The organism is Microcella sp. (genome assembly GCF_051860105.1).
Lineage (GTDB): Bacteria > Actinomycetota > Actinomycetes > Actinomycetales > Microbacteriaceae > Microcella.
The window spans coordinates 1-17,832 of the sequence record NZ_JBHYEO010000034.1; the positions used below are offsets into that span (position 1 = coordinate 1).

The 17,832-nt window shown below is 68.9% G+C and carries 16 protein-coding genes and 4 tRNA genes; 14 read left to right on the plus strand and 6 right to left on the minus strand.

What is annotated here, in order from left to right; translation table 11 throughout:
- From ACTIE9_RS12500 to ACTIE9_RS12510, 3 genes are all read right to left on the minus strand, one after another.
- The coding region (locus ACTIE9_RS12500) for a dihydrofolate reductase family protein (protein WP_439565899.1) at positions 1-263 on the minus strand (263 nt) is incomplete at its 3' end.
- A complete protein-coding gene (locus tag ACTIE9_RS12505; RefSeq protein ID WP_439565900.1) occupies positions 263-697 on the minus strand; it encodes a SufE family protein in 435 nt (144 codons plus the stop codon). The genes ACTIE9_RS12500 and ACTIE9_RS12505, both read right to left, overlap by 1 nt.
- 9 nt (positions 698-706) lie before the next feature.
- On the minus strand, positions 707-1,606 hold the full coding sequence (locus ACTIE9_RS12510) for a sulfurtransferase (protein WP_439565901.1): 900 nt from the start codon (positions 1,604-1,606) through the stop codon (positions 707-709).
- A 113-nt stretch (positions 1,607-1,719) separates the two neighbouring features.
- On the opposite strand from ACTIE9_RS12510, the gene zapE reads away from it, so the two are divergent.
- The 4 genes from zapE (at position 1,720) to ACTIE9_RS12530 (ending at position 6,843) form a co-directional block, all read left to right on the plus strand.
- On the plus strand, positions 1,720-2,739 hold the full coding sequence (gene zapE, locus ACTIE9_RS12515) for a cell division protein ZapE (protein WP_439565902.1): 1,020 nt from the start codon (positions 1,720-1,722) through the stop codon (positions 2,737-2,739).
- A gap of 84 nt (positions 2,740-2,823) precedes the next feature.
- The gene (nhaA, locus tag ACTIE9_RS12520) at positions 2,824-4,209 is read left to right on the plus strand and encodes a Na+/H+ antiporter NhaA (RefSeq protein ID WP_439565903.1); all 1,386 of its coding nucleotides are present in this window, start codon (positions 2,824-2,826) and stop codon (positions 4,207-4,209) included.
- Between the two features lie 192 nt (positions 4,210-4,401).
- The gene (locus ACTIE9_RS12525; protein WP_439565904.1) at positions 4,402-5,664 is read left to right on the plus strand and encodes an ammonium transporter; all 1,263 of its coding nucleotides are present in this window, start codon (positions 4,402-4,404) and stop codon (positions 5,662-5,664) included.
- A 120-nt stretch (positions 5,665-5,784) separates the two neighbouring features.
- On the plus strand, positions 5,785-6,843 hold the full coding sequence (locus ACTIE9_RS12530; RefSeq protein WP_439565905.1) for a hypothetical protein: 1,059 nt from the start codon (positions 5,785-5,787) through the stop codon (positions 6,841-6,843).
- A gap of 18 nt (positions 6,844-6,861) precedes the next feature.
- Here the strand turns inward: ACTIE9_RS12530 and ACTIE9_RS12535 are convergent.
- Positions 6,862-6,937 (minus strand) — tRNA-Val (locus ACTIE9_RS12535).
- Positions 6,938-7,075: 138 nt separating this feature from the next.
- Between ACTIE9_RS12535 and ACTIE9_RS12540 the strand changes: the two genes are divergently transcribed.
- The 9 genes from ACTIE9_RS12540 to ACTIE9_RS12580 all read left to right on the plus strand — a co-directional run bounded on the left by ACTIE9_RS12540 (position 7,076) and on the right by ACTIE9_RS12580 (position 14,359).
- Positions 7,076-7,147: transfer RNA gene (locus tag ACTIE9_RS12540), tRNA-Gly, on the plus strand.
- 37 nt (positions 7,148-7,184) lie between these two features.
- Positions 7,185-7,255 (plus strand) — tRNA-Cys (locus ACTIE9_RS12545).
- 49 nt (positions 7,256-7,304) lie between these two features.
- Positions 7,305-7,379 (plus strand) — tRNA-Val (locus ACTIE9_RS12550).
- Between the two features lie 113 nt (positions 7,380-7,492).
- Complete coding sequence (locus ACTIE9_RS12555; protein ID WP_439565906.1) at positions 7,493-7,930, plus strand: VanZ family protein; 438 nt, start codon at positions 7,493-7,495, stop codon at positions 7,928-7,930.
- A gap of 63 nt (positions 7,931-7,993) precedes the next feature.
- Positions 7,994-9,874, plus strand: coding sequence for a glycosyltransferase family 2 protein (locus ACTIE9_RS12560; protein ID WP_439565907.1), 1,881 nt, complete (start codon positions 7,994-7,996; stop codon positions 9,872-9,874).
- The gene (locus ACTIE9_RS12565; RefSeq protein WP_439565908.1) at positions 9,858-11,042 is read left to right on the plus strand and encodes a hypothetical protein; all 1,185 of its coding nucleotides are present in this window, start codon (positions 9,858-9,860) and stop codon (positions 11,040-11,042) included. Before ACTIE9_RS12560 ends, ACTIE9_RS12565 begins: the two co-directional genes overlap by 17 nt.
- Positions 11,043-11,126: 84 nt before the next feature.
- Positions 11,127-11,726 carry a GNAT family N-acetyltransferase gene (locus ACTIE9_RS12570; protein ID WP_439565909.1) on the plus strand — a complete coding sequence of 200 codons (600 nt, stop codon included), beginning with the start codon at positions 11,127-11,129 and terminating at the stop codon, positions 11,724-11,726.
- A 139-nt stretch (positions 11,727-11,865) separates the two neighbouring features.
- A complete protein-coding gene (gene thrS / locus ACTIE9_RS12575; protein WP_439565913.1) occupies positions 11,866-13,773 on the plus strand; it encodes a threonine--tRNA ligase in 1,908 nt (635 codons plus the stop codon).
- Positions 13,774-13,786: 13 nt separating this feature from the next.
- Positions 13,787-14,359 (plus strand): HIT family protein, encoded by a 573-nt coding sequence (locus ACTIE9_RS12580; protein WP_439565910.1) that lies wholly within the window; start codon positions 13,787-13,789, stop codon positions 14,357-14,359.
- A gap of 24 nt (positions 14,360-14,383) precedes the next feature.
- Here ACTIE9_RS12580 and pdxY read toward each other — a convergent pair whose 3' ends face one another.
- Complete coding sequence (gene pdxY, locus ACTIE9_RS12585) at positions 14,384-15,235, minus strand: pyridoxal kinase PdxY (protein ID WP_439565911.1); 852 nt, start codon at positions 15,233-15,235, stop codon at positions 14,384-14,386.
- 7 nt (positions 15,236-15,242) lie between these two features.
- Positions 15,243-16,583, minus strand: a complete 1,341-nt coding sequence (locus tag ACTIE9_RS12590; RefSeq protein ID WP_439565914.1) for an aminotransferase class I/II-fold pyridoxal phosphate-dependent enzyme — start codon at positions 16,581-16,583, stop codon at positions 15,243-15,245.
- Between the two features lie 123 nt (positions 16,584-16,706).
- Between ACTIE9_RS12590 and pdxS the strand changes: the two genes are divergently transcribed.
- On the plus strand, positions 16,707-17,597 hold the full coding sequence (gene pdxS / locus ACTIE9_RS12595; RefSeq protein WP_439565912.1) for a pyridoxal 5'-phosphate synthase lyase subunit PdxS: 891 nt from the start codon (positions 16,707-16,709) through the stop codon (positions 17,595-17,597).
- Positions 17,598-17,832 lie beyond the last annotated feature (235 nt).

Consider the following 17,832-nt stretch of genomic DNA (forward strand, 5'->3'; position numbering starts at 1 on the left):
CCCGCGCGGCGCACGGTCTCGGCGCCCACGAGCACGACGTCGGCATGCTGCCGGATGACCCCGAGGATCATGCGGTCGGTGCGCGTCGTGAGCGACTCCGAGGTGCCATCGCCGCCAGCGGCGCGGCCGTCGAGTGTCGACACGAACGTGAGCCGCACGTGCTCGGGGGAGTGCGGCTCGTACCAGTCGAGGAGCGTGCGGCGGGCATCCGGATGATCGACATCGAGCTCTCCGCCCTCGACGGGCACCACGCGCCGCAGCATCACGCGGCCGACTTCTCGCCGACCTGCCTCTTGATGCGCCACAGCATGCCCGACATGCCGTTGAGCCGGAGCGGGCTCACGGCGGCGGTGAGCCCGAGCTGGAGCGGGAAGTCGTCGGGCACCGCGAGCACCTCCGCCGCGTCGAGCCCGCTCAGACCCTGCGCGAGGATGGAGGCGAACCCCCGGGTGGTCGGCGCCTCGGCCGGAGCGGTCGCATGCACGTCGACGCGGCCCTCGGGCGAGACCTCGACGAAGAGGTAGACAGGCGACTGGCACTCCTCGACCCGCTCGAGCAACTCGGGGTGCTCGCGGTAGCGCTCGGGCAGGGCCGGGAGCTCGTTCGAGAACTCGAGCAGCAGCTGCAGGCGGTCCTTCTCGCCGAACGAGAGGAAGTCGTCGCGGATCTCGGCGAGCGGAGCGGGCAGGTCGGTCACGCGCTCAGGCTACCGGCCGGGTGCGGCGCCGGGCTCGGCCCCGACCGCGATCGGCACGCGCACGGCGCTACCCCACTCCGTCCACGATCCGTCGTAGTTGCGCACGTGCGGCACGCCGAGCAGGTGCGCGAGCACGAACCAGGTGTGGCTCGAGCGCTCGCCGATGCGGCAGTAGGTGATGACGTCGTCGGCATCGGCGATGCCGGCCTCGTCGCGATAGATCGCGCTGAGCTCGTCCGCCGAGCGGAAGGTGCCGTCGTCGTTCGCGGCGCGCGACCAGGGCACGCTCGCCGCAGTCGGGATGTGGCCGCCGCGCAGCGCACCCTCCTGCGGGTACGAGGGCATGTGCGTGCGTTCGCCCGTGTACTCCTCGAGCGACCGCACATCGATGAGCGGCTTGCCGAGGTGGGCGAGCACGTCCTCCTTGAAGGCGCGCACGCCCGAGTCGTCGCGCTCGACGACCGGGTAGTCGACGGCAGCGGGGGCGGGCGTCTCCGTCGTCATCGGGCGCCCCTCGGCGACCCAGCGGTCGCGGCCGCCGTCGAGCAGACGCACGTCGGCGTGGCCGAACAGCGTGAACACCCAGAGCGCGTACGACGCCCACCAGTTGCTGCGGTCGCCGTAGATCACGACGGTCGCGTCGCGCGCGATGCCCTTGGCGCTCATGAGCCGCGCGAAGCCCGCTCCGTCGACGTAGTCGCGCACGACGGGGTCGTTGAGCTCGGTGTGCCAGTCGACTTTCACGGCGCCCGGGATGTGCCCCGTCTCGTAGAGCAGCACGTCTTCGTCGCTCTCGACGATCACGAGCCCCGGGGTGTCGAGGTGGGCCTCGAGCCACGCGGTCGAGACGAGGCGTTCAGGGTGCGCGTAGGCCTGGAACTTCTCGGACGGGTCGAATGCGACGGTCATGGGGCCCTCTTTCCACGGCGGTAAACTGGTCATCACCGCCCACCGAGAAATCTACGCACTCCGGCTGGGCGCCGACCTCACGTGACGGAGTGCGACGAGCCCGAGGGCGAACGATGACGGTGGAACCCACGACGACCGCGGCGCGACTGATCGACCGTCAGCCCGGGATGACCGCCGCCGAGCTCGTCGGCCACCTGAGCCCGCCGCCGCAGTTCGCGACCGCGAGCCTCGAGAACTACGTGCCCGACGAGCGCTACCCCTCGCAGGCAGCCGCGGTCGAGGCGATGCGCGCGTTCGTGAACGAGAGCACCGCACCGGCCCGCGGGCTGTTCTCACGGAAGCCGACCGCTCCCGTCGCGAAGCCGGGTGTCTACCTCGACGGCGGCTTCGGCGTCGGCAAGACGCACCTGCTCGCGGCGCTCTGGCACCGCACGCGCGGACGCAAGTACTTCGGCACCTTCATCGAGTACACCGCGATCGTCGGGGCGCTGGGCTACCGCGAGGCGGTCGCCCACTTCCGCGGTGCATCTCTCATCGCCATCGACGAGTTCGAGCTCGACGACCCGGGCGACACGATGGTCATGTCGCGGCTGCTCGGCGAGCTCGTCGCGAGCGGCTCGCGCATCGCCGCCACCTCGAACACGCCGCCGCACGCGCTCGGCGAGGGGCGATTCGCGGCGCAAGACTTCTTGCGCGAGATCCACGCGCTCGCCGACCGGTTCACGACCGTGCGCATCGACGGCGAGGACTACCGCAAGCGCGACATCGAGGGCCACGCCGTCTCGTTGACCCCCGAGCAGTTCGCGGCGCGCATCGCCGCCGAGACGGCCGGCGTCACGGTCGACCCGTTCCGCGACGTGCTGCGCCACCTCGCGACCGTGCACCCGAGCCGGTACGTCGGCCTCATCAGCGGCCTCGACGCGATCGGGCTCACCGACGTCGAGGTGCTGTCGAACCAGACGGATGCGCTGCGCCTCGTCGCCCTCGTCGACCGGCTGTACGACGCGCAGGTGCGCATCCACGCGACGGGGGTGCCGCTCGATCAGGTCTTCCCCGAGGAGATGCTCGCGGGGGGATACCGCAAGAAGTACCTGCGGGCGACCTCGCGCATGATCGCGCTGACCACCGCGTAGACTCGACTGCGGAGCGCCGGGAAGACTGGTCGGCCTCTCGGCGTGCGTCGGGAGCATCCAGATCATCGACCCCCGGAAGGCCGCATGACCGCCGAGAGCACCTCCGTCGACCCGACTCCCTCCGCTCCGGTTCCGCCGGCGGCCCTGAGCGGCCCCGAGCGCCGCTACCGGGAATCGCTCTGGATCGAGCGGATCCTGCGCCGCGAGACCGTCGGCGGGTTCCTGCTCCTCGCGGCGACCGTGCTCGCGCTCATCGTCGCCAACTCCGCGTGGGGCGAGGCGTACTTCGGGCTGCGGGCGACCTACCTGCAGATCACGTTCGGCGATCTGTTCTGGGAGATCTCGGTCGGCAAATTCGCGGCGGATGCCCTGCTCGCGATCTTCTTCTTCCTCGCCGGTCTCGAGCTCAAGCGCGAGTTCGTCGCGGGCGAGCTGCGCGATCCGCGCAAGGCGCTCGTGCCGGTGGTCGCGGCGATCGGCGGTGTCATCGTGCCGGCGATCATCTACACCGCGATCGTCATCGACGACGGGCCGGAGGCGCTGCGCGGCTGGGCGATCCCGGTCGCCACGGATATCGCCTTCGCGCTCGCGGTGCTGGCGGTGGTGGGCACGGCGCTACCCCTCGCGCTGCGCACCTTCCTGCTGACCCTCGCGGTGGTCGACGACCTCATCGCGATCACGATCATCGCCTTCTTCTACACCACCGATCTCGAGCCGCTCTTCCTGCTCGCCTCGTTCGTCGGTCTCGCCGTGTACGGGTTGCTCGCCCAGCGGTATCAGGAGTTCTTCCGGCTCCGGGCCACGGCTGCGTGGTTCATCCTCATGCCGATCGGCATGGTCGTCTGGTTCTTCATGTACGAATCGGGCGTGCACGCGACGGTCGCGGGCGTGCTACTCGCGTTCACCGTTCCCGTGCGCGCGAAGGGCGGCGACGACGACGGTCTCGGGCCCCGCATGGGGCTCGCCGAGATCTTCGAGCACCGCTACCGCCCGCTGAGCGCAGGGGTCGCTGTTCCGGTGTTCGCGTTCTTCTCGGCGGGCGTCGCGGTCGGCGGGTGGGATGGTCTCGTCGCCGCGGTGTCGAGCCCGATCGCCCTCGGCATCATGGCGGGTCTCATCGTCGGCAAGACCGTCGGCATCACGGCCGCCACCTGGCTCATCACGCGTCTGCCCGGCGTCTCGCTGCCCCGGGGTGTGAAGTGGGTCGATCTCATCGGTCTCGCGCTGCTCGCCGGCATGGGCTTCACGGTCTCGCTGCTCATCAGCGAGCTCAGCTTCGGCCAGGGCTCCGCTCTCGACGACATCGGCAAGGTCGGCATCCTGCTGGGCTCGCTCATCGCCGCGGTGCTGGCCGTCATCCTCCTCGGCACGCGCAACCGCCAGTACAAGCGCCAACTGGCTGACGAGCAGGTCGATGCCGACGGCGACGGAATCCCCGACGTCTACGGCGACGACAGGGCGACCTCCTAGCCGGTTCGAGCATCCCCGAAACGCGATGTTTACCTGCGGCGGTGTCGCGTAACGCCCGGGAAACATCGCGACACTCCTGCCGAAACCTCCTCACTCGACACTGTGCATGTGCCCGGACTCGCCGGGGGAGTCTCGTCCCGAACCTGAGTCCTCGAGTCGGGCAGTCCCTTTGCCACGTAAGAGAGGTTTGACATGGATCAGGGCAATACCGCCTTCCTCCTCATCTGCGCAGCGCTCGTGCTGCTCATGACTCCCGGACTCGCGTTCTTCTACGGAGGACTCGTCAAGGCCAAGAGCGTCATCAGCATGATGATGCTGAGCTTCGGTGCCATCGGCCTGATCGGCGTGCTGTGGGTGCTCTACGGCTACGCGATCACCTTCGCCAACAACGTCGGCATCGACGGCCTCATCGGCATCGACACCGGAGCGATCGGCCTCGCCAACCTGCTCGAGGTGCCCGAGGACGCTGCCTTCCCGCCGCTGGCCTTCGCCGCCTTCCAGGCCACCTTCGCGATCATCACCGTCGCGCTCATCTCGGGCGCTATCGCTGACCGCGCGAAGTTCGGTGCCTGGATGGTCTTCGCGGGTGTCTGGGCCACGCTCGTCTACTTCCCGGTCGCCAGCTGGGTGTTCAACTTCACCCTCGCCGAGGACGGCTCGTTCGCTGACGGCGGCTGGATCACCTACGGCCTGCAGGAGACCTTCGGTGCCGGCGCGATCGACTTCGCCGGTGGCACCGCGGTGCACATCAACGCGGGTGCCGCCGCCCTCGCCCTCGCGCTCGTGCTCGGCAAGCGCGTCGGGTTCGCCAAGGGTGCCCACGTTCCTCACAACCCGCCGTTCGTGCTGCTCGGCGCCGGCCTCCTGTGGTTCGGCTGGTTCGGTTTCAACGCCGGGTCGGAGCTCGCTGCCGACGGCGTCGCCGCCCTCGCCTTCATGAACACGATCGCCGCCCCGGCCGCCGCTCTGCTGGCCTGGCTCGTCGTCGAGAAGATCAAGGATGGCAAGCCGACCTCGATCGGTGCCGCGTCGGGTGCCGTCGCCGGTCTCGTCGCGATCACGCCGGCGTGCGCCTCGCTGACCCCGGGCTGGGCCATCCTGCTCGGTGTCCTCGCCGGTGCGCTCTGCGCCCTCGCGGTCGACCTGAAGTTCAAGCTCGGCTTCGACGACTCGCTCGACGTCGTGGGCATCCACCTCGTCGGCGGTCTCATCGGCACGCTGTACCTGGGCTTCTTCGCCAATAACGTCGGCCTCTTCACGGGTGGCGACGCGACCCAGCTGCTCGTGCAGGCGATCGCCGCATTCTCGGTGATGATCTACTCGTTCGTCATGGCCTACATCATCGGCTTCGCGATCGAGAAGACCATGGGCTTCCGCGTCACCGAGGAGGACGAGATCGCGGGCATCGACCCGATCGTGCACGGCGAGGCCGGGTACGTTCTCGACGCCAAGTAAGCACAGCTGCACCACCCCGCTCGCGGGGCACCGGGGCGCTACTCTCGCAAGGGAGTAGCGCCCCTCGGCGGTGCGGGGGAGCGCGCTCGCGGATGCGGATCGGACGAGGACGGTGGGCTGATGGGCGCGAGCGACGCCGTTCTGCAGCTGGTGTGCGCCGCCCTCGTGCTCGCGGTGCCTCTCGGCCTGCTCACGGTCCTCCCGCCGACCCGCGGCCGCCGCACGGCCGCTGCGGTAGCGGGCCTGGTCGGCGGGGCCGCCTCGCTCACGGTGGACGCACTGCTCTCCGCGCCGGTTGACGGGCCGGGGCGCGTGCTCGACGCCGCACTCGCGGCCGCGATCGCGGCGTCGGTCGCGGCGCTCGCCTCGATGCGGCTCGGCAGCCTCGGCGGCGCCGTGTTCGCCGCGATCTGGAGCATCCTCGTCTACCAGCCGGTGTTCGCCGCGGTCGTGGGCTCCGTCCCCTCCCTCGTGCAGACGGTGTTCGGTGCCGTGGACTATGCGGGCGTGCTCGCGACGCACGTGGCGGCCGCGGCATCCCTCATCGTGCTGCACGCGTTGCCCGTGCCGCCCCGCGAGATCTCCGCGAGACCGCAGGCCGTGGGGCTGCGCCGCGCCCTGATCGCGACTGCCCTCGTGACGCTCGGTGCGTCGGCCTGGATGGTCGGTGTCGAGCGCGTCGTCAACGCGGCCAGCGGTCGTATCCTCGGCAATGCCGTCGTCGGGCTCCTGCTCGGCGCGCTCATCTGGACGCTCATCGAACGCATCGCCGGTCGCCCCGGCACCCCCTCCGGGCTCGTCGCGGGCACGGTTCTCGCGTGGGCGGCGGTCGGGCTCGGCGTGGCCTTCCTGTCGCCCATGGCACTCGGCGCCTCGGTCGTCATCGGCGTCGCCGGGGGAGCGGCGATCGTCGTGCGCGCCCGTGCGGGAACCGACATCGGCCGGCGAGGCGCGATCGCCGTCATCGTCGCGACCGCCATCGGCGGAGTCATCCTCGCGCTCCTGGCTGACGGCTTCGGGATGGCCGCCACGGGCTCGACCGCGCTCGTCGCCGGCCAGCTCGGCGCGCTGCTGGCGGTCTGCCTCGGGGCGGCCGGATCAGGGCTGCTCTGCTGGGCGGCGGCGGTCGGCACCATCGTGGTGCACGAGCGGGCGCGGGGCGGCTCAGCGGCGCCCTGAGGGCCCAAGGAGAGGTCGTGGTGGGCGATACCAGACTCGAACTGATGACCTCTTCCGTGTGAAGGAAGCGCGCTACCAACTGCGCCAATCGCCCGTGCGCCCCTATCTTGCCACAAACCGCGAGGCCGTTCGGAACGCAGGGCGAGCGTCTGGCGCACCGCCGCGGGTCGGTTTGGCCCAGACGGAAAAGTTGGGCTAGAGTTTCGATGCACCCCGAGCCTGGGGAGCAAATGCGGATGTGGCGCAGTGGTAGCGCATCACCTTGCCAAGGTGAGGGTCGCGAGTTCGAATCTCGTCATCCGCTCGAGTAATGGCCCTCTGTGAGGCGGGCTATTGCCCACGGTGGCGTGGCCGAGAGGCGAGGCAGCGGCCTGCAAAGCCGTGCACACGGGTTCGAATCCCGTCGCCACCTCACACGGATAGCCCCTCACACAGCAGCACGAGCAGCACCCCATGCGAATGGGCGATTGGCGCAGCGGTAGCGCGCTTCCCTGACACGGAAGAGGTCACTGGTTCGATCCCAGTATCGCCCACCACAGTCTCTCTCGACCCCGTGACCTCGCGGTCGCTGTCGCGACCGCGCTGGTTCGATCCCAGTATCGCCCACCACACTCAGCCCCATCATCGGTCCTCTTGCGAGGATGCTCTGGTGACACCTCGACTCGCCGCCCTCGCTCTGGGTGTCGCCTACACGGCACTCGTGCTCCTGATCACGCTCGGCCCCGTGCCGCAGCGTATCGCCGGTTCGCAGGCTGACCGCGGCATCCTCGCCTGGCGCGACTGGTTCGATTCCGCAACGTGGACGTCGGGATCATCGTTCGAGTTCGCAGCGAACGTCATGCTGTTCGTCCCCTGGGGCGCGCTCGTCGTGTTGATCGTGGGGCCCCGTCGGTGGTGGCTGGCGGTGCTCGCCGGCGTTGTGCTCACGACGGCGATCGAGATCGCGCAGATCCCGACAGCGCGGATCTCCGACCCGCGCGACCTGGTCGCGAACATCGCCGGCACCGTCATCGGTGTCGTGGTGGCGATCGTGGTCGCTGCGCTCGTGTCGCGAGCGCGGCCACTCGAGCCGGTGTCGGTGACGTAACGGGTCGTGTCGCGCCCCGTTGTGGGGAGGGCGTTCGCGGCTGTCTGCGCCTAGGCTAGAGGCATGGCTCCGGGGGGAGAGATGTCAGCGACGCGCGTCGCCGACAGTGAGGCGTTCGCGGATCTGCTTCTGCAGAGCGGACTGGTCTCTCCCGAGAACCTGGCTTTCGCCCGCCAGGTCAAGGAACGCACGGGCGCCCACATCGACCAGGTGCTCATCAGCGAGGGCTTGCTCGACTCCGAGTCTCTGCTCCTGGCCGAGGCCGCATCGTGGGGAATCCACCCGATCGACCTCGACGCGGTGAAGTTCGACGACGATCTCGTCCGACGCTTCCCCGGCCAGACGTATCTCGCCGAGAACTGGCTGCCCATCCGCCGCAACGATGCCGGCACGGTCTTCGTCGCGACCGCGCGCGGGGTCGCACCCGCACGGGTGGAGCGCATCCGTGCGTTGCTGGGCGGTGTCGAGGTGCAGTTCGTCGCGACGACGTCGTGGGACATCAAGAACGCCTGCCTGCGGCTCTTTCGAGCGGAGATCGCCGATGAAGCGGCGAACGAGCTCTGGCGTCAGAACCCCGCCATGTCGGCGCGCATCACCTTCAGCCGCAGTCAGAAGGTCATCGGTGCGGTGAGCGCGGTGGTGCTGCTGGTCGCCGCCGTGCTGCGACCGGTCGAGACTGCCATCGTGCTCCTCACCCTCACGAGCCTGGTGTTCCTCGCCGGCACGAGCTTCAAGTTCATCGTCGCCATGCGCGGTGCCCGCTACGACGTCGTCGAGCGCGTGACGAAGGCGCAGGTGAACGCGCTTGTCGAACGCGAGCTGCCGCGGTACACCGTGCTCGTGCCGGTGTTCCGCGAGGCCAATATCGTCGGGCAGCTCATCCGCAACCTCGGCGGCCTCGACTACCCGACCGAGAAGCTCGAGGTGCTCATCCTCATCGAGGAGGAGGACCACGAGACCCGGGATGCCGTTCTCACCTCGAACCCGCCGCCGCACTTCCGCATCGTCACGATCCCGAAGGGGCAGCCGCAGACGAAGCCGCGCGCCTGCAACGTCGGCCTGTACTTCGCGACGGGAGACTTCCTCGTGATCTACGACGCGGAGGACACCCCCGATCCCGACCAACTCAAGAAAGCGGTCGTCGCTTTCGAGCGCGGCGGCGCCGAGACCGTGTGCGTGCAGGCCTCGCTCAACTACTTCAACGATCGCGAGAACGCGCTCACGCGCATGTTCACGCTCGAGTACAGCTACTGGTTCGACTACATGCTCGCCGGCCTCGACCTCGGCGACCTGCCGATCCCGCTCGGTGGCACCTCGAACCACTTCCGCACCGCGGCCCTCATCGAGCTGGGGGGATGGGATCCGTACAACGTGACCGAGGACGCCGACCTCGGGATCCGTGCGAGTGCGCTGGGCTATCGGGTCGGGGTCATCAACTCGACGACGATGGAAGAAGCCAACACATCGATCCCGAACTTCATCCGGCAACGCTCGCGCTGGATCAAGGGGTACATGCAGACGACTCTCGTGCACGCCCGGCAGCCGATCGCGCTCGTGCGTCAGATCGGGCTCCGTCGCTTCCTGAGCTTCGTGCTCCTCATCGCCGGCACACCTGCGACCTTCCTGGGCGTCATCCCGTTCTACCTGATCACGGCGCTGACGATCGTGTTCCCGATCGACGCCCTCGCTCAGCTGTTCCCGATCTGGTTGCTCTGGTTGACCCTGCTGAACTTCGTGATCGGCAACGTCATCATGATCTACCTGTCGATGATGGGCCCGTACAAGCGCGGCACCTTCCACCTCGTTCTATGGGCACTGCTCAACCCGCTGTACTGGCTGCTGCACTCGATCGCCGCCTACAAGGGTCTCTGGCAGCTCCTCACCAAACCGCACTACTGGGAGAAGACCGAGCACGGTCTGACGACGCATGTCCAGCACGACTGAGACCCCCATGCTGCGTCGTGATCGCACCGATCGTCGTGCACCGCGCACACGGACCGACCCGTTCCCGCGTGACCCGGTCGCGCGATGGATGCTCCGGCTCGGCCTCTCGGCCCCGCTCATCCTCCTCGCGCTCCTCCTCGAGCTCGTGCCCTACCCCGAAACGGCACCGAACGCCGACCTCATCCTCGATGCTGCAGCCATTGACTGGACGCGCGGTGATGCGGAGTGGCTCGCTCTGCTCTACCCGCACGTCTCCATCCTGACCGCCGCGAGCAACCCCTTCGGTCGGCTCGGGCTGAGCATCATCGGCGCCGTTGCCGCGGGGTTCCTCCTGCAGAAGGTCGCCGAGATCATCGCGCAACGGGCGATACCGCGATCTACCGGCATCATCCTCACTCTCGCGCTCGCGGCGAACCCGCTCTTCGCCTACTTCGCGCTCGAGAACCTCCCGGGGTTCCTCGCGATGACGTTCTTCGGGCTCGCCCTCGCCGACCTCGTGCGCTTCGTCAACTGGGGCAGCACCGAGTCGGGCTTCCGGGCGGGGATCCTCGTCATGGTGGCCGCGCTGAGCGACCCGTCCGGCATCCTGTACGCCCTCGTCGCCGTGCTGGCCACGCCGTTCCTGCGCCACGGACGGGTCTCCGCGCCCGGGCTGCGAGCGGCGAACATGCTCGTCATCGCGTTCCCCACCCTCGGGGCCTTCACGACGATCGTCTTCCTCAACATGATCTTCTTCGGCACCCCCTGGCCGCAGGACGACGTGTCATCAATCCTCGCGGGTATCCCGACCGGCATCACAGCGCTACAGTCGCTGTACACGACGCCGACCGGCTTGCTGATCGTCGCCCCGCTTCTGAGCGCGTGGCTCGTGGCCGCGATCGTGCGACGGCCCGCGGCGATTCCCGTCTCCACCATCGTGTTCGTGCTGCTCAACGGGGCATTCCTGCTCGGTGCCTTCCACCCCGGTGCGGCCGGCATCACGTTCACCCTGTTGACACTCCTGGCGATCGCCCTGATTCCCGGTGCCCGCACACCGGTGACGAATGTGCTCGTCGACCTCGTCGCCGCACTGCAGATCGCGATCGCCTGGGCGGCAGCGCTCGACCGGCCGATCGTGCTCGCGTGGATGCAGTTGGTCGCCGACGCGTGGGTATCGTTCTCGGGCTGATCGACGCGGCGCGAACCGGGAGGTGAGTCCTGGGGGCTTGAGCGAGCGAGGCCGATCTCCCGACGCTCTCAGTACGCTCGATCCATGATCCGATTCGCCGACAAGCCGACCCTGGTCGGCGACCGCGTCACCCTGCGCCCCATCGTCGCCGCCGATGCTCCGAGCATGTGGGCAGATCTGCATGATGACGAGGCCATGCGCCTGACCGGCACGACGGCGACCTTCACGCGCGAGCAGATCGACGCGTGGACGGCGTCGCGCGCGGCCCAGCCCGATCGGCTCGACCTGGCGATCGTCGACCGCGCCACGGGCGACTGGGCGGGGGAGGTCGTGATCAACGATGTCGATCCCGACAACCAGTCGTGCGGATTCCGTATCGCTCTCACGCGGACCGCGCGCGGTCGGGGGATCGGTAGCGAGGCGACCCGGCTCATCGTGGGATACGTGTTCGACCGGGTGCAGGAGCCGAGCATCCACCGCATCGAGCTGGAAGTGTACGCGTTCAACGAGCGCGCCATCCGAACCTACGAGCGCGTCGGATTCGTCCGCGAGGGCGTTCGGCGCGACGCCCTGCGCCAGGGCGAGAGCTTCCATGACGCGATCGTCATGAGCGTTCTGCGCACCGACCCGTCGCGCCCTACGCTTGCAGGTGAGGCCACCGGGCTCACGGCCGACCGCCAGTAGGCTGATGCGGTCACCCCGAGCCTGAAGGAGCCCCGTGTCTGAGCACGTCGTCGACCCGCCCGCGCCCACCATCGAGGCGGTCGTGGCCGAGACGACCACCGACGGCTTCGGCATCTTCACCGACCGCACCGTGGTCGCGATGCGGGTCGACGGCCAGTTGCGGGATCTCGCGCACCGCCTGCAGCCGGGTGACCGGGCCGAGCCCGTGACGATCGGTTCGCCCGACGGCTTGGCCATCCTGCGCCACTCGGCGGCGCACGTGCTCGCGCAGGCCGTGCAGTCGATCAATCCCGAGGCGAAGCTCGGTATCGGCCCGCCCATCACCGACGGCTTCTACTACGACTTCGACGTCGCGACGCCGTTCACGACCGACGATCTCAGCGCCCTCAGCAAGGCGATGGACCGCATCATCCGGCAGGGCCAGCGCTTCGTTCGCCGTGTCGTGACCGAGGAGGAGGCGCGGGCCGAGCTCGCGGCCGAGCCCTACAAGCTCGAGCTCATCGGGCTCAAGGGGGCGGCCGCAGACGGGGCCGACGGCGAGAGCGTCGAGGTCGGCGCGGGTGAGCTGACGATCTACGACAACGTCGACGGCAAGACGGGCGAGGTCTACTGGAAGGACCTCTGCCGCGGGCCGCACCTGCCGAACACGCGCATGATCGGCAACGGCTGGTCGCTGATGCGGGTGGCCGCCGCCTACTGGCGCGGCAGCGAGAAGAACCCGCAGCTGCAGCGCATCTACGGCACGGCCTGGCCGTCGAAGGATGCCCTCCGCGAGCACCTCGGCCGTCTCGAGGAGGCCGCCAAGCGCGATCACCGCAAGCTCGGGGTCGAGCTCGACCTGTTCAGCTTCCCCGACGAGATCGGGAGCGGCCTCGCCGTCTTCCACCCCAAGGGCGGCATCATCCGGGCCGAGATCGAGAACTTCATGCGCGAGCGCCTGCTGGCGAACGGCTACGAGCTCGTCTACTCGCCCCACATCACGAAGGGCGCCCTGTTCGAGACGAGCGGTCATCTGCAGTGGTACGAGGAGGGCATGTTCCCCGCGATGCACCTCGATGAGGAGCGCGACGCCGAGGGCCACGTCACCCGGCAGGGGCAGGACTACTACCTCAAGCCCATGAACTGCCCGTTCCACAACCTGATCTTCCGGGCTCGCGGGCGCAGCTACCGCGAGCTGCCGCTGCGGCTCGCGGAGTTCGGCACGGTGTACCGCTACGAGAAGAGCGGAACGCTGTCGGGCCTGACGCGCGTGCGCGGCCTCACGCAGGATGACGCGCACATCTACGTCACCCCCGACCAGGTGAAGGCCGAGGTCGCGAGCCAGTTGCAGTTCGTGCTTGAGACCCTGCGCGGCTATGGCCTCGACGACTTCTACCTCGAGCTCTCGACCCGCAATCCTGAGAAGTCGTTCGGCAGCGATGAGCTGTGGGATCAGGCGACCGAGACGCTGCGCGAGGTCGCCGTCGACTCGGGTCTCGAGCTCGTGCCCGACCCGGGCGGCGCCGCGTTCTACGGTCCGAAGATCTCGGTGCAGGCGCGGGATGCCATCGGCCGAACCTGGCAACTCTCGACCGTGCAGCTCGACTTCAACCAGCCCGAGCGCTTCGAGCTCGAGTACACGGCGTCCGATGGCACGCGCCAGCAGCCGATCATGATTCACCGGGCACTGCTGGGGTCGATCGAGAGGTTCTTCGCCATTCTGCTTGAGCACTACGCAGGCGCCTTTCCCGCCTGGCTCTCGCCTGAGCAGGTCGTCGGCATCCCCGTCGCCGAGGACTACGCGGAATACCTCGAGGGCGTCATCGACCAGCTCAGGGCGTCGGGCGTGCGGGCGCACGTCGACCGCAGCGACGACCGCATGCAGAAGAAGATCCGCACGCACACGACCGCGAAGGTGCCCTACCTGCTGATCGCGGGAGCCGACGATGTGGCGAACGGCGCCGTGAGCTTCCGGTTCCGTGACGGCTCGCAGGTCAACGGTGTGCCGATCGAGCTCGCGGTGCAGCGCATCACCACCGCGATCTCGACGCGCTCGAGCGAGCTGTAGCGAGCATCCGCCCATGACCGATCACGATGCGGAGCGGCCGTCGCTCGGGGGCGTCGAGGCTGAGCCGGCCTCGGGGTTCGTGGGCGTGCCCGACAGCTACGAGCGGCTCTGGACGCCGCACCGCATGGCCTACATCCAGTCGCACCACGCACAGGAGAGCGATGAGGCGTGCCCGTTCTGCCGAGCTCCCGACCTCACCGACGAGCAGTCGCTGATCGTCGCACGCGGTGAACTCTGTTTCGTGGTGCTGAATCTGTACCCGTACAACAGCGGTCATCTGCTCGTGTGCCCATACCGCCATGTGGGGCTCTACGACGAGGCGACGGACGCCGAAGCAGCAGAGATCGCCGCGCTCACGCAGACCGCCATGCGGGTTCTGCGGGCCACGATGCGCTGCGAGGGGTTCAATATCGGCATGAACCAGGGCCGCCTGGCGGGTGCCGGCATCGCCGGTCACCTCCACCAGCACATCGTGCCGCGGTGGAGCGCGGACGCGAACTTCATGCCGATCATTGCGGGCACGAAGGCGATGCCGCGGTTGCTCGACGAGGTGCGGGTTCAGATCGCGGCGGCTTGGCCCCGCTGAGTCCCGCTCTGCCGACGGGTCGGCTCAGCGCACCTGGCGTACCGTGAACTGCATCTGCGGGTGGGCGTAGGCCTCTTGCGATTCGATGAGCTGCAGCTCTCGCTCGCCCGATTCCAGCGTGTTGGTCAGCAAGTCGAACACGCTCGAGGCTGTGCGCGCGAGGGCATCGGCGGCGTCACCCGTGCGGCGGTAGTGCGCGGTGAACAGCGCGGCGGTGACATCGCCCGAGCCGTTGGCCTTCAGGGGCAGCTGTGGCGTGGTGACGATCCACGCTCCGGTGTCGGTGACAGCGAGCATCTCGAGAGTGCCGTCGTCGCGATCGGGACGCTCGACGCTCGTCACAAGAACCACGCGCGGGCCGGACGCCCGCGCAAGGTCGACCGATGCGAGGGTCGATTCGAGGGTGTCGGGCTCGGTTCCGGTGAGGTACCCAAGCTCGAACTGGTTCGGGGTGATGAGGTCGGCAGCGGGCACGACGCGCTCCCGCAAGAGCACCGGAATCGCGGGTGCCACGAAGCATCCGCTCTTCGCGTTGCCCATGACAGGGTCACACGAGTAGATCGCGTCGGGGTTCACCGCCTTGATGCGGGCGACCGCCTCGAGGATGACATCGGCGATCCCCTCCGAGCCTTGGTAGCCGGAGAGGATCACGTCGATCGTCGGAAACACGCCACGCTCTTCGATTCCGGTGATGACGTCGCGCACGTCGTCCGGGCTGATGAGCGGGCCTCGCCACGCTCCGTATCCCGTGTGGTTCGAGAAGTTGACGGTGTAGACCGGCATGACCTCGACGCCGATGCGTTGCAGGGGGAACACGGCGGCGGAGTTGCCGACGTGCCCATAGGCGACGGCGGACTGGATGGAGAGGACCTTCATCCCTCGATCATTCCATCCGGCGTGGATTGAGCCGCCCGCCGGCGGATGTCACGGCTGCCGCAATGTCGGCGGCGAGACGGCCGGCGTCGGCATCGTCGAGGTCGTGCACCGTGAGTCGCAGCCGGTGTGCGCTGGGCACAGAGCCCAGCGAGAACTCGTCACCCGTTCGCGCCAGCCACCCGCGGCGCATGAGCAGTTCAGAAACCTCGCGGGCCCCCACGGGCAGTGCCACCCACAGATTGAGGCCGTCACCGGCGTGCGTCGGGATGCCGAGCGACGTGAGTCGAGCCGCGAAAGCGGCGTTGCGGTCGGCGTAGTGCTGCCCTGCGTGTGCAATGCCGGTGGCAACAGTTGGGTCAGACATGAGGGCGACGGTCAGCCGCTGCAGCAGGTGGCTCACCCAGGTGGTGCCCGGCGTGAGCCGCATCGCGAGGCGGTCGGCGGTGTCGGGGTCGGATGCCGTCACGGCGAGGCACATGTCGGGGCCGAGGAACTTCGAGACGGAGCGGACGAGCGCCCAGCGCTTGTGCTCGGGCCCGATGAGCGAACGGAAGGGAGAGCGCGACAGCATCGAGAAGTGGTCGTCTTCGATCACCAGTACATACGGGTGCTCGCGAAGCACCGCGCGGAGTTCTTCGGCCCGCCGCTCGCTCAGGCTCACGCCCGTGGGGTTCTGCGCGCGAGGAGTGCAGACGACGGCCCGAACGCCCTGCTCGAGTGCCGCCCGGAGCCCGGCAACGGTCATCCCCTCGTCATCGACGGGCACGGGTACGGGACGATAGCCGCCCACGCGAACCGTATGGATGCTGGTGAGGAAGCACGGATCCTCGAGGGCGACAGCGTCGTCGCGGACAAGTGCCTGGGAGAGCAGCCGCTCGACAGCATCGGCCGCGCCGCTCGTGACCGTCAGTCGCACGTCGGCGGGTGCGAGATCGGCGCGCATCCACCCATCGGCCCACCGTTCGAGGTCGCGATCGATGACGGGTTCGCCGTAGAGCACGCGGTGGCCGACGACGCCGGCGAGAGCCCGCGACTGATCGGGGATGAGTGCCGGGTCGGGGTTGCCCGTCGCCACATCGCGCAGCACGCTGTCGGCCGCAAAGCCCTCCTGGGCGACGGCGGTCAGGTCGGCAACCCGGGTGCCAGCACGGCCGCGCGTGACGACGAGGCCCGCCTGTGTGAGCTGGCGGTACGCAGCGATGGCCGTGTTGCGGTTGACGCCGAGGTCGTCTGCGAGATCGCGGACCGGAGGGAGGGCGTCACCCGGAGTCAAGGCCCCGCGTTCGATCAGCCCGCGCACGCTGGCGGCGATCTCTGCGGCCGAACGGCCGGTGATCTCGAGGGTCATGGTGCGGTCCATCGCTCGGGGTGTACGGATGTTAGACCATGCTATCTTTTGGCCTAGGTCAACGTGATCATGTGGCCTCAAGCATACGCGCGCACGCGCGCCATCCGTCGAAGGGAAACCCTGATGAGCACTACAGAGACCGGCTCCAGCCGCGTCAAGCGCGGACTCGCCGAGATGCTCAAGGGTGGCGTCATCATGGACGTCATCAACGCGGAGCAGGCCAAGATCGCGGAGGACGCTGGAGCGGTCGCCGTCATGGCGCTTGAGCGTGTTCCCGCCGACATCCGCGCGCAGGGTGGAGTTGCCCGCATGAGCGACCCCGACCTGATCGACGAGATCATCGCGACGGTGTCGATCCCCGTGATGGCAAAGGCCCGCATCGGCCACTTCGTCGAGGCGCAGGTGCTGCAGTCTCTCGGAGTCGACTACATCGACGAGTCCGAGGTGCTGAGCCCCGCCGACTATGTCAACCACATCGACAAGTGGCCCTTCACGGTGCCCTTCGTGTGCGGAGCGACCAACCTGGGCGAGGCGCTGCGGCGCATCACCGAGGGCGCCGCGATGATCCGCTCGAAGGGCGAAGCCGGCACCGGCGACGTCTCGGAGGCCACGAAGCACATCCGCACGATCCTCGGCGAGATCCGGGCCCTGTCGGCGAAGACCCCCGACGAGTGGTACGTGGCCGCGAAGGAGCTGCAGGCGCCGTACGAGCTCGTTGCTGAGGTCGCGCAGACCGGCAAGCTCCCCGTCGTGCTGTTCACCGCGGGGGGCGTCGCGACGCCGGCCGATGCCGCGCTCATGATGCAGCTGGGGGCCGACGGCGTGTTCGTCGGGTCGGGCGTCTTCAAGTCGGGCAACCCCGTTGCGCGTGCTGCGGCGATCGTGAAGGCGACAGCGGGCTACAACGACCCCGCGATCGTCGCCGAGGCATCGCGCGGCCTCGGTGAGGCCATGGTCGGCATCAACGTCGCCGACCTGCCGGCACCGCACCGCCTCGCCGAGCGTGGCTGGTAGGTTGCTGCCGCCCGTCGGCGTCTTCGCACTGCAGGGCGATGTGCGCGAGCACGTCGCCCTGCTGCGGCAGCTGGGCGCGGGCGTGGGCGCGGTGGGCCCGGCCGCGCCACACGCCCAGGGGGGGGGGGGGGTGGTCCCCCCGGGGGGCTGGGGGGGCGGGGGGGGAACGGGTTGCGCGCGGGCGTACGGCGGGCAGCTAGTCCCGCCGTACGCCGGCGCGCCGCTCAGAGCTTTT

Bases quoted from the DNA above. Each gene is read 5' to 3' on its own strand.
- thrS (WP_439565913.1), top strand. From the start codon at position 11,866: ATGCGGGTCGACGGCCAGTTGCGGGATCTCGCGCACCGCCTGCAGCCG.
- ACTIE9_RS12570 (WP_439565909.1), top strand. From the start codon at position 11,127: ATGATCCGATTCGCCGACAAGCCGACCCTGGTCGGCGACCGCGTCACC.
- ACTIE9_RS12530 (WP_439565905.1), top strand. From the start codon at position 5,785: ATGGGCGCGAGCGACGCCGTTCTGCAGCTGGTGTGCGCCGCCCTCGTG.
- pdxY (WP_439565911.1), bottom strand. From the start codon at position 15,235: ATGAAGGTCCTCTCCATCCAGTCCGCCGTCGCCTATGGGCACGTCGGC.
- pdxS (WP_439565912.1), top strand. From the start codon at position 16,707: ATGAGCACTACAGAGACCGGCTCCAGCCGCGTCAAGCGCGGACTCGCC.
- ACTIE9_RS12580 (WP_439565910.1), top strand. From the start codon at position 13,787: ATGACCGATCACGATGCGGAGCGGCCGTCGCTCGGGGGCGTCGAGGCT.
- ACTIE9_RS12565 (WP_439565908.1), top strand. From the start codon at position 9,858: ATGTCCAGCACGACTGAGACCCCCATGCTGCGTCGTGATCGCACCGAT.
- ACTIE9_RS12525 (WP_439565904.1), top strand. From the start codon at position 4,402: ATGGATCAGGGCAATACCGCCTTCCTCCTCATCTGCGCAGCGCTCGTG.
- ACTIE9_RS12510 (WP_439565901.1), bottom strand. From the start codon at position 1,606: ATGACCGTCGCATTCGACCCGTCCGAGAAGTTCCAGGCCTACGCGCAC.
- nhaA (WP_439565903.1), top strand. From the start codon at position 2,824: ATGACCGCCGAGAGCACCTCCGTCGACCCGACTCCCTCCGCTCCGGTT.
- ACTIE9_RS12590 (WP_439565914.1), bottom strand. From the start codon at position 16,583: ATGACCCTCGAGATCACCGGCCGTTCGGCCGCAGAGATCGCCGCCAGC.
- zapE (WP_439565902.1), top strand. From the start codon at position 1,720: ATGACGGTGGAACCCACGACGACCGCGGCGCGACTGATCGACCGTCAG.
- ACTIE9_RS12560 (WP_439565907.1), top strand. From the start codon at position 7,994: ATGGCTCCGGGGGGAGAGATGTCAGCGACGCGCGTCGCCGACAGTGAG.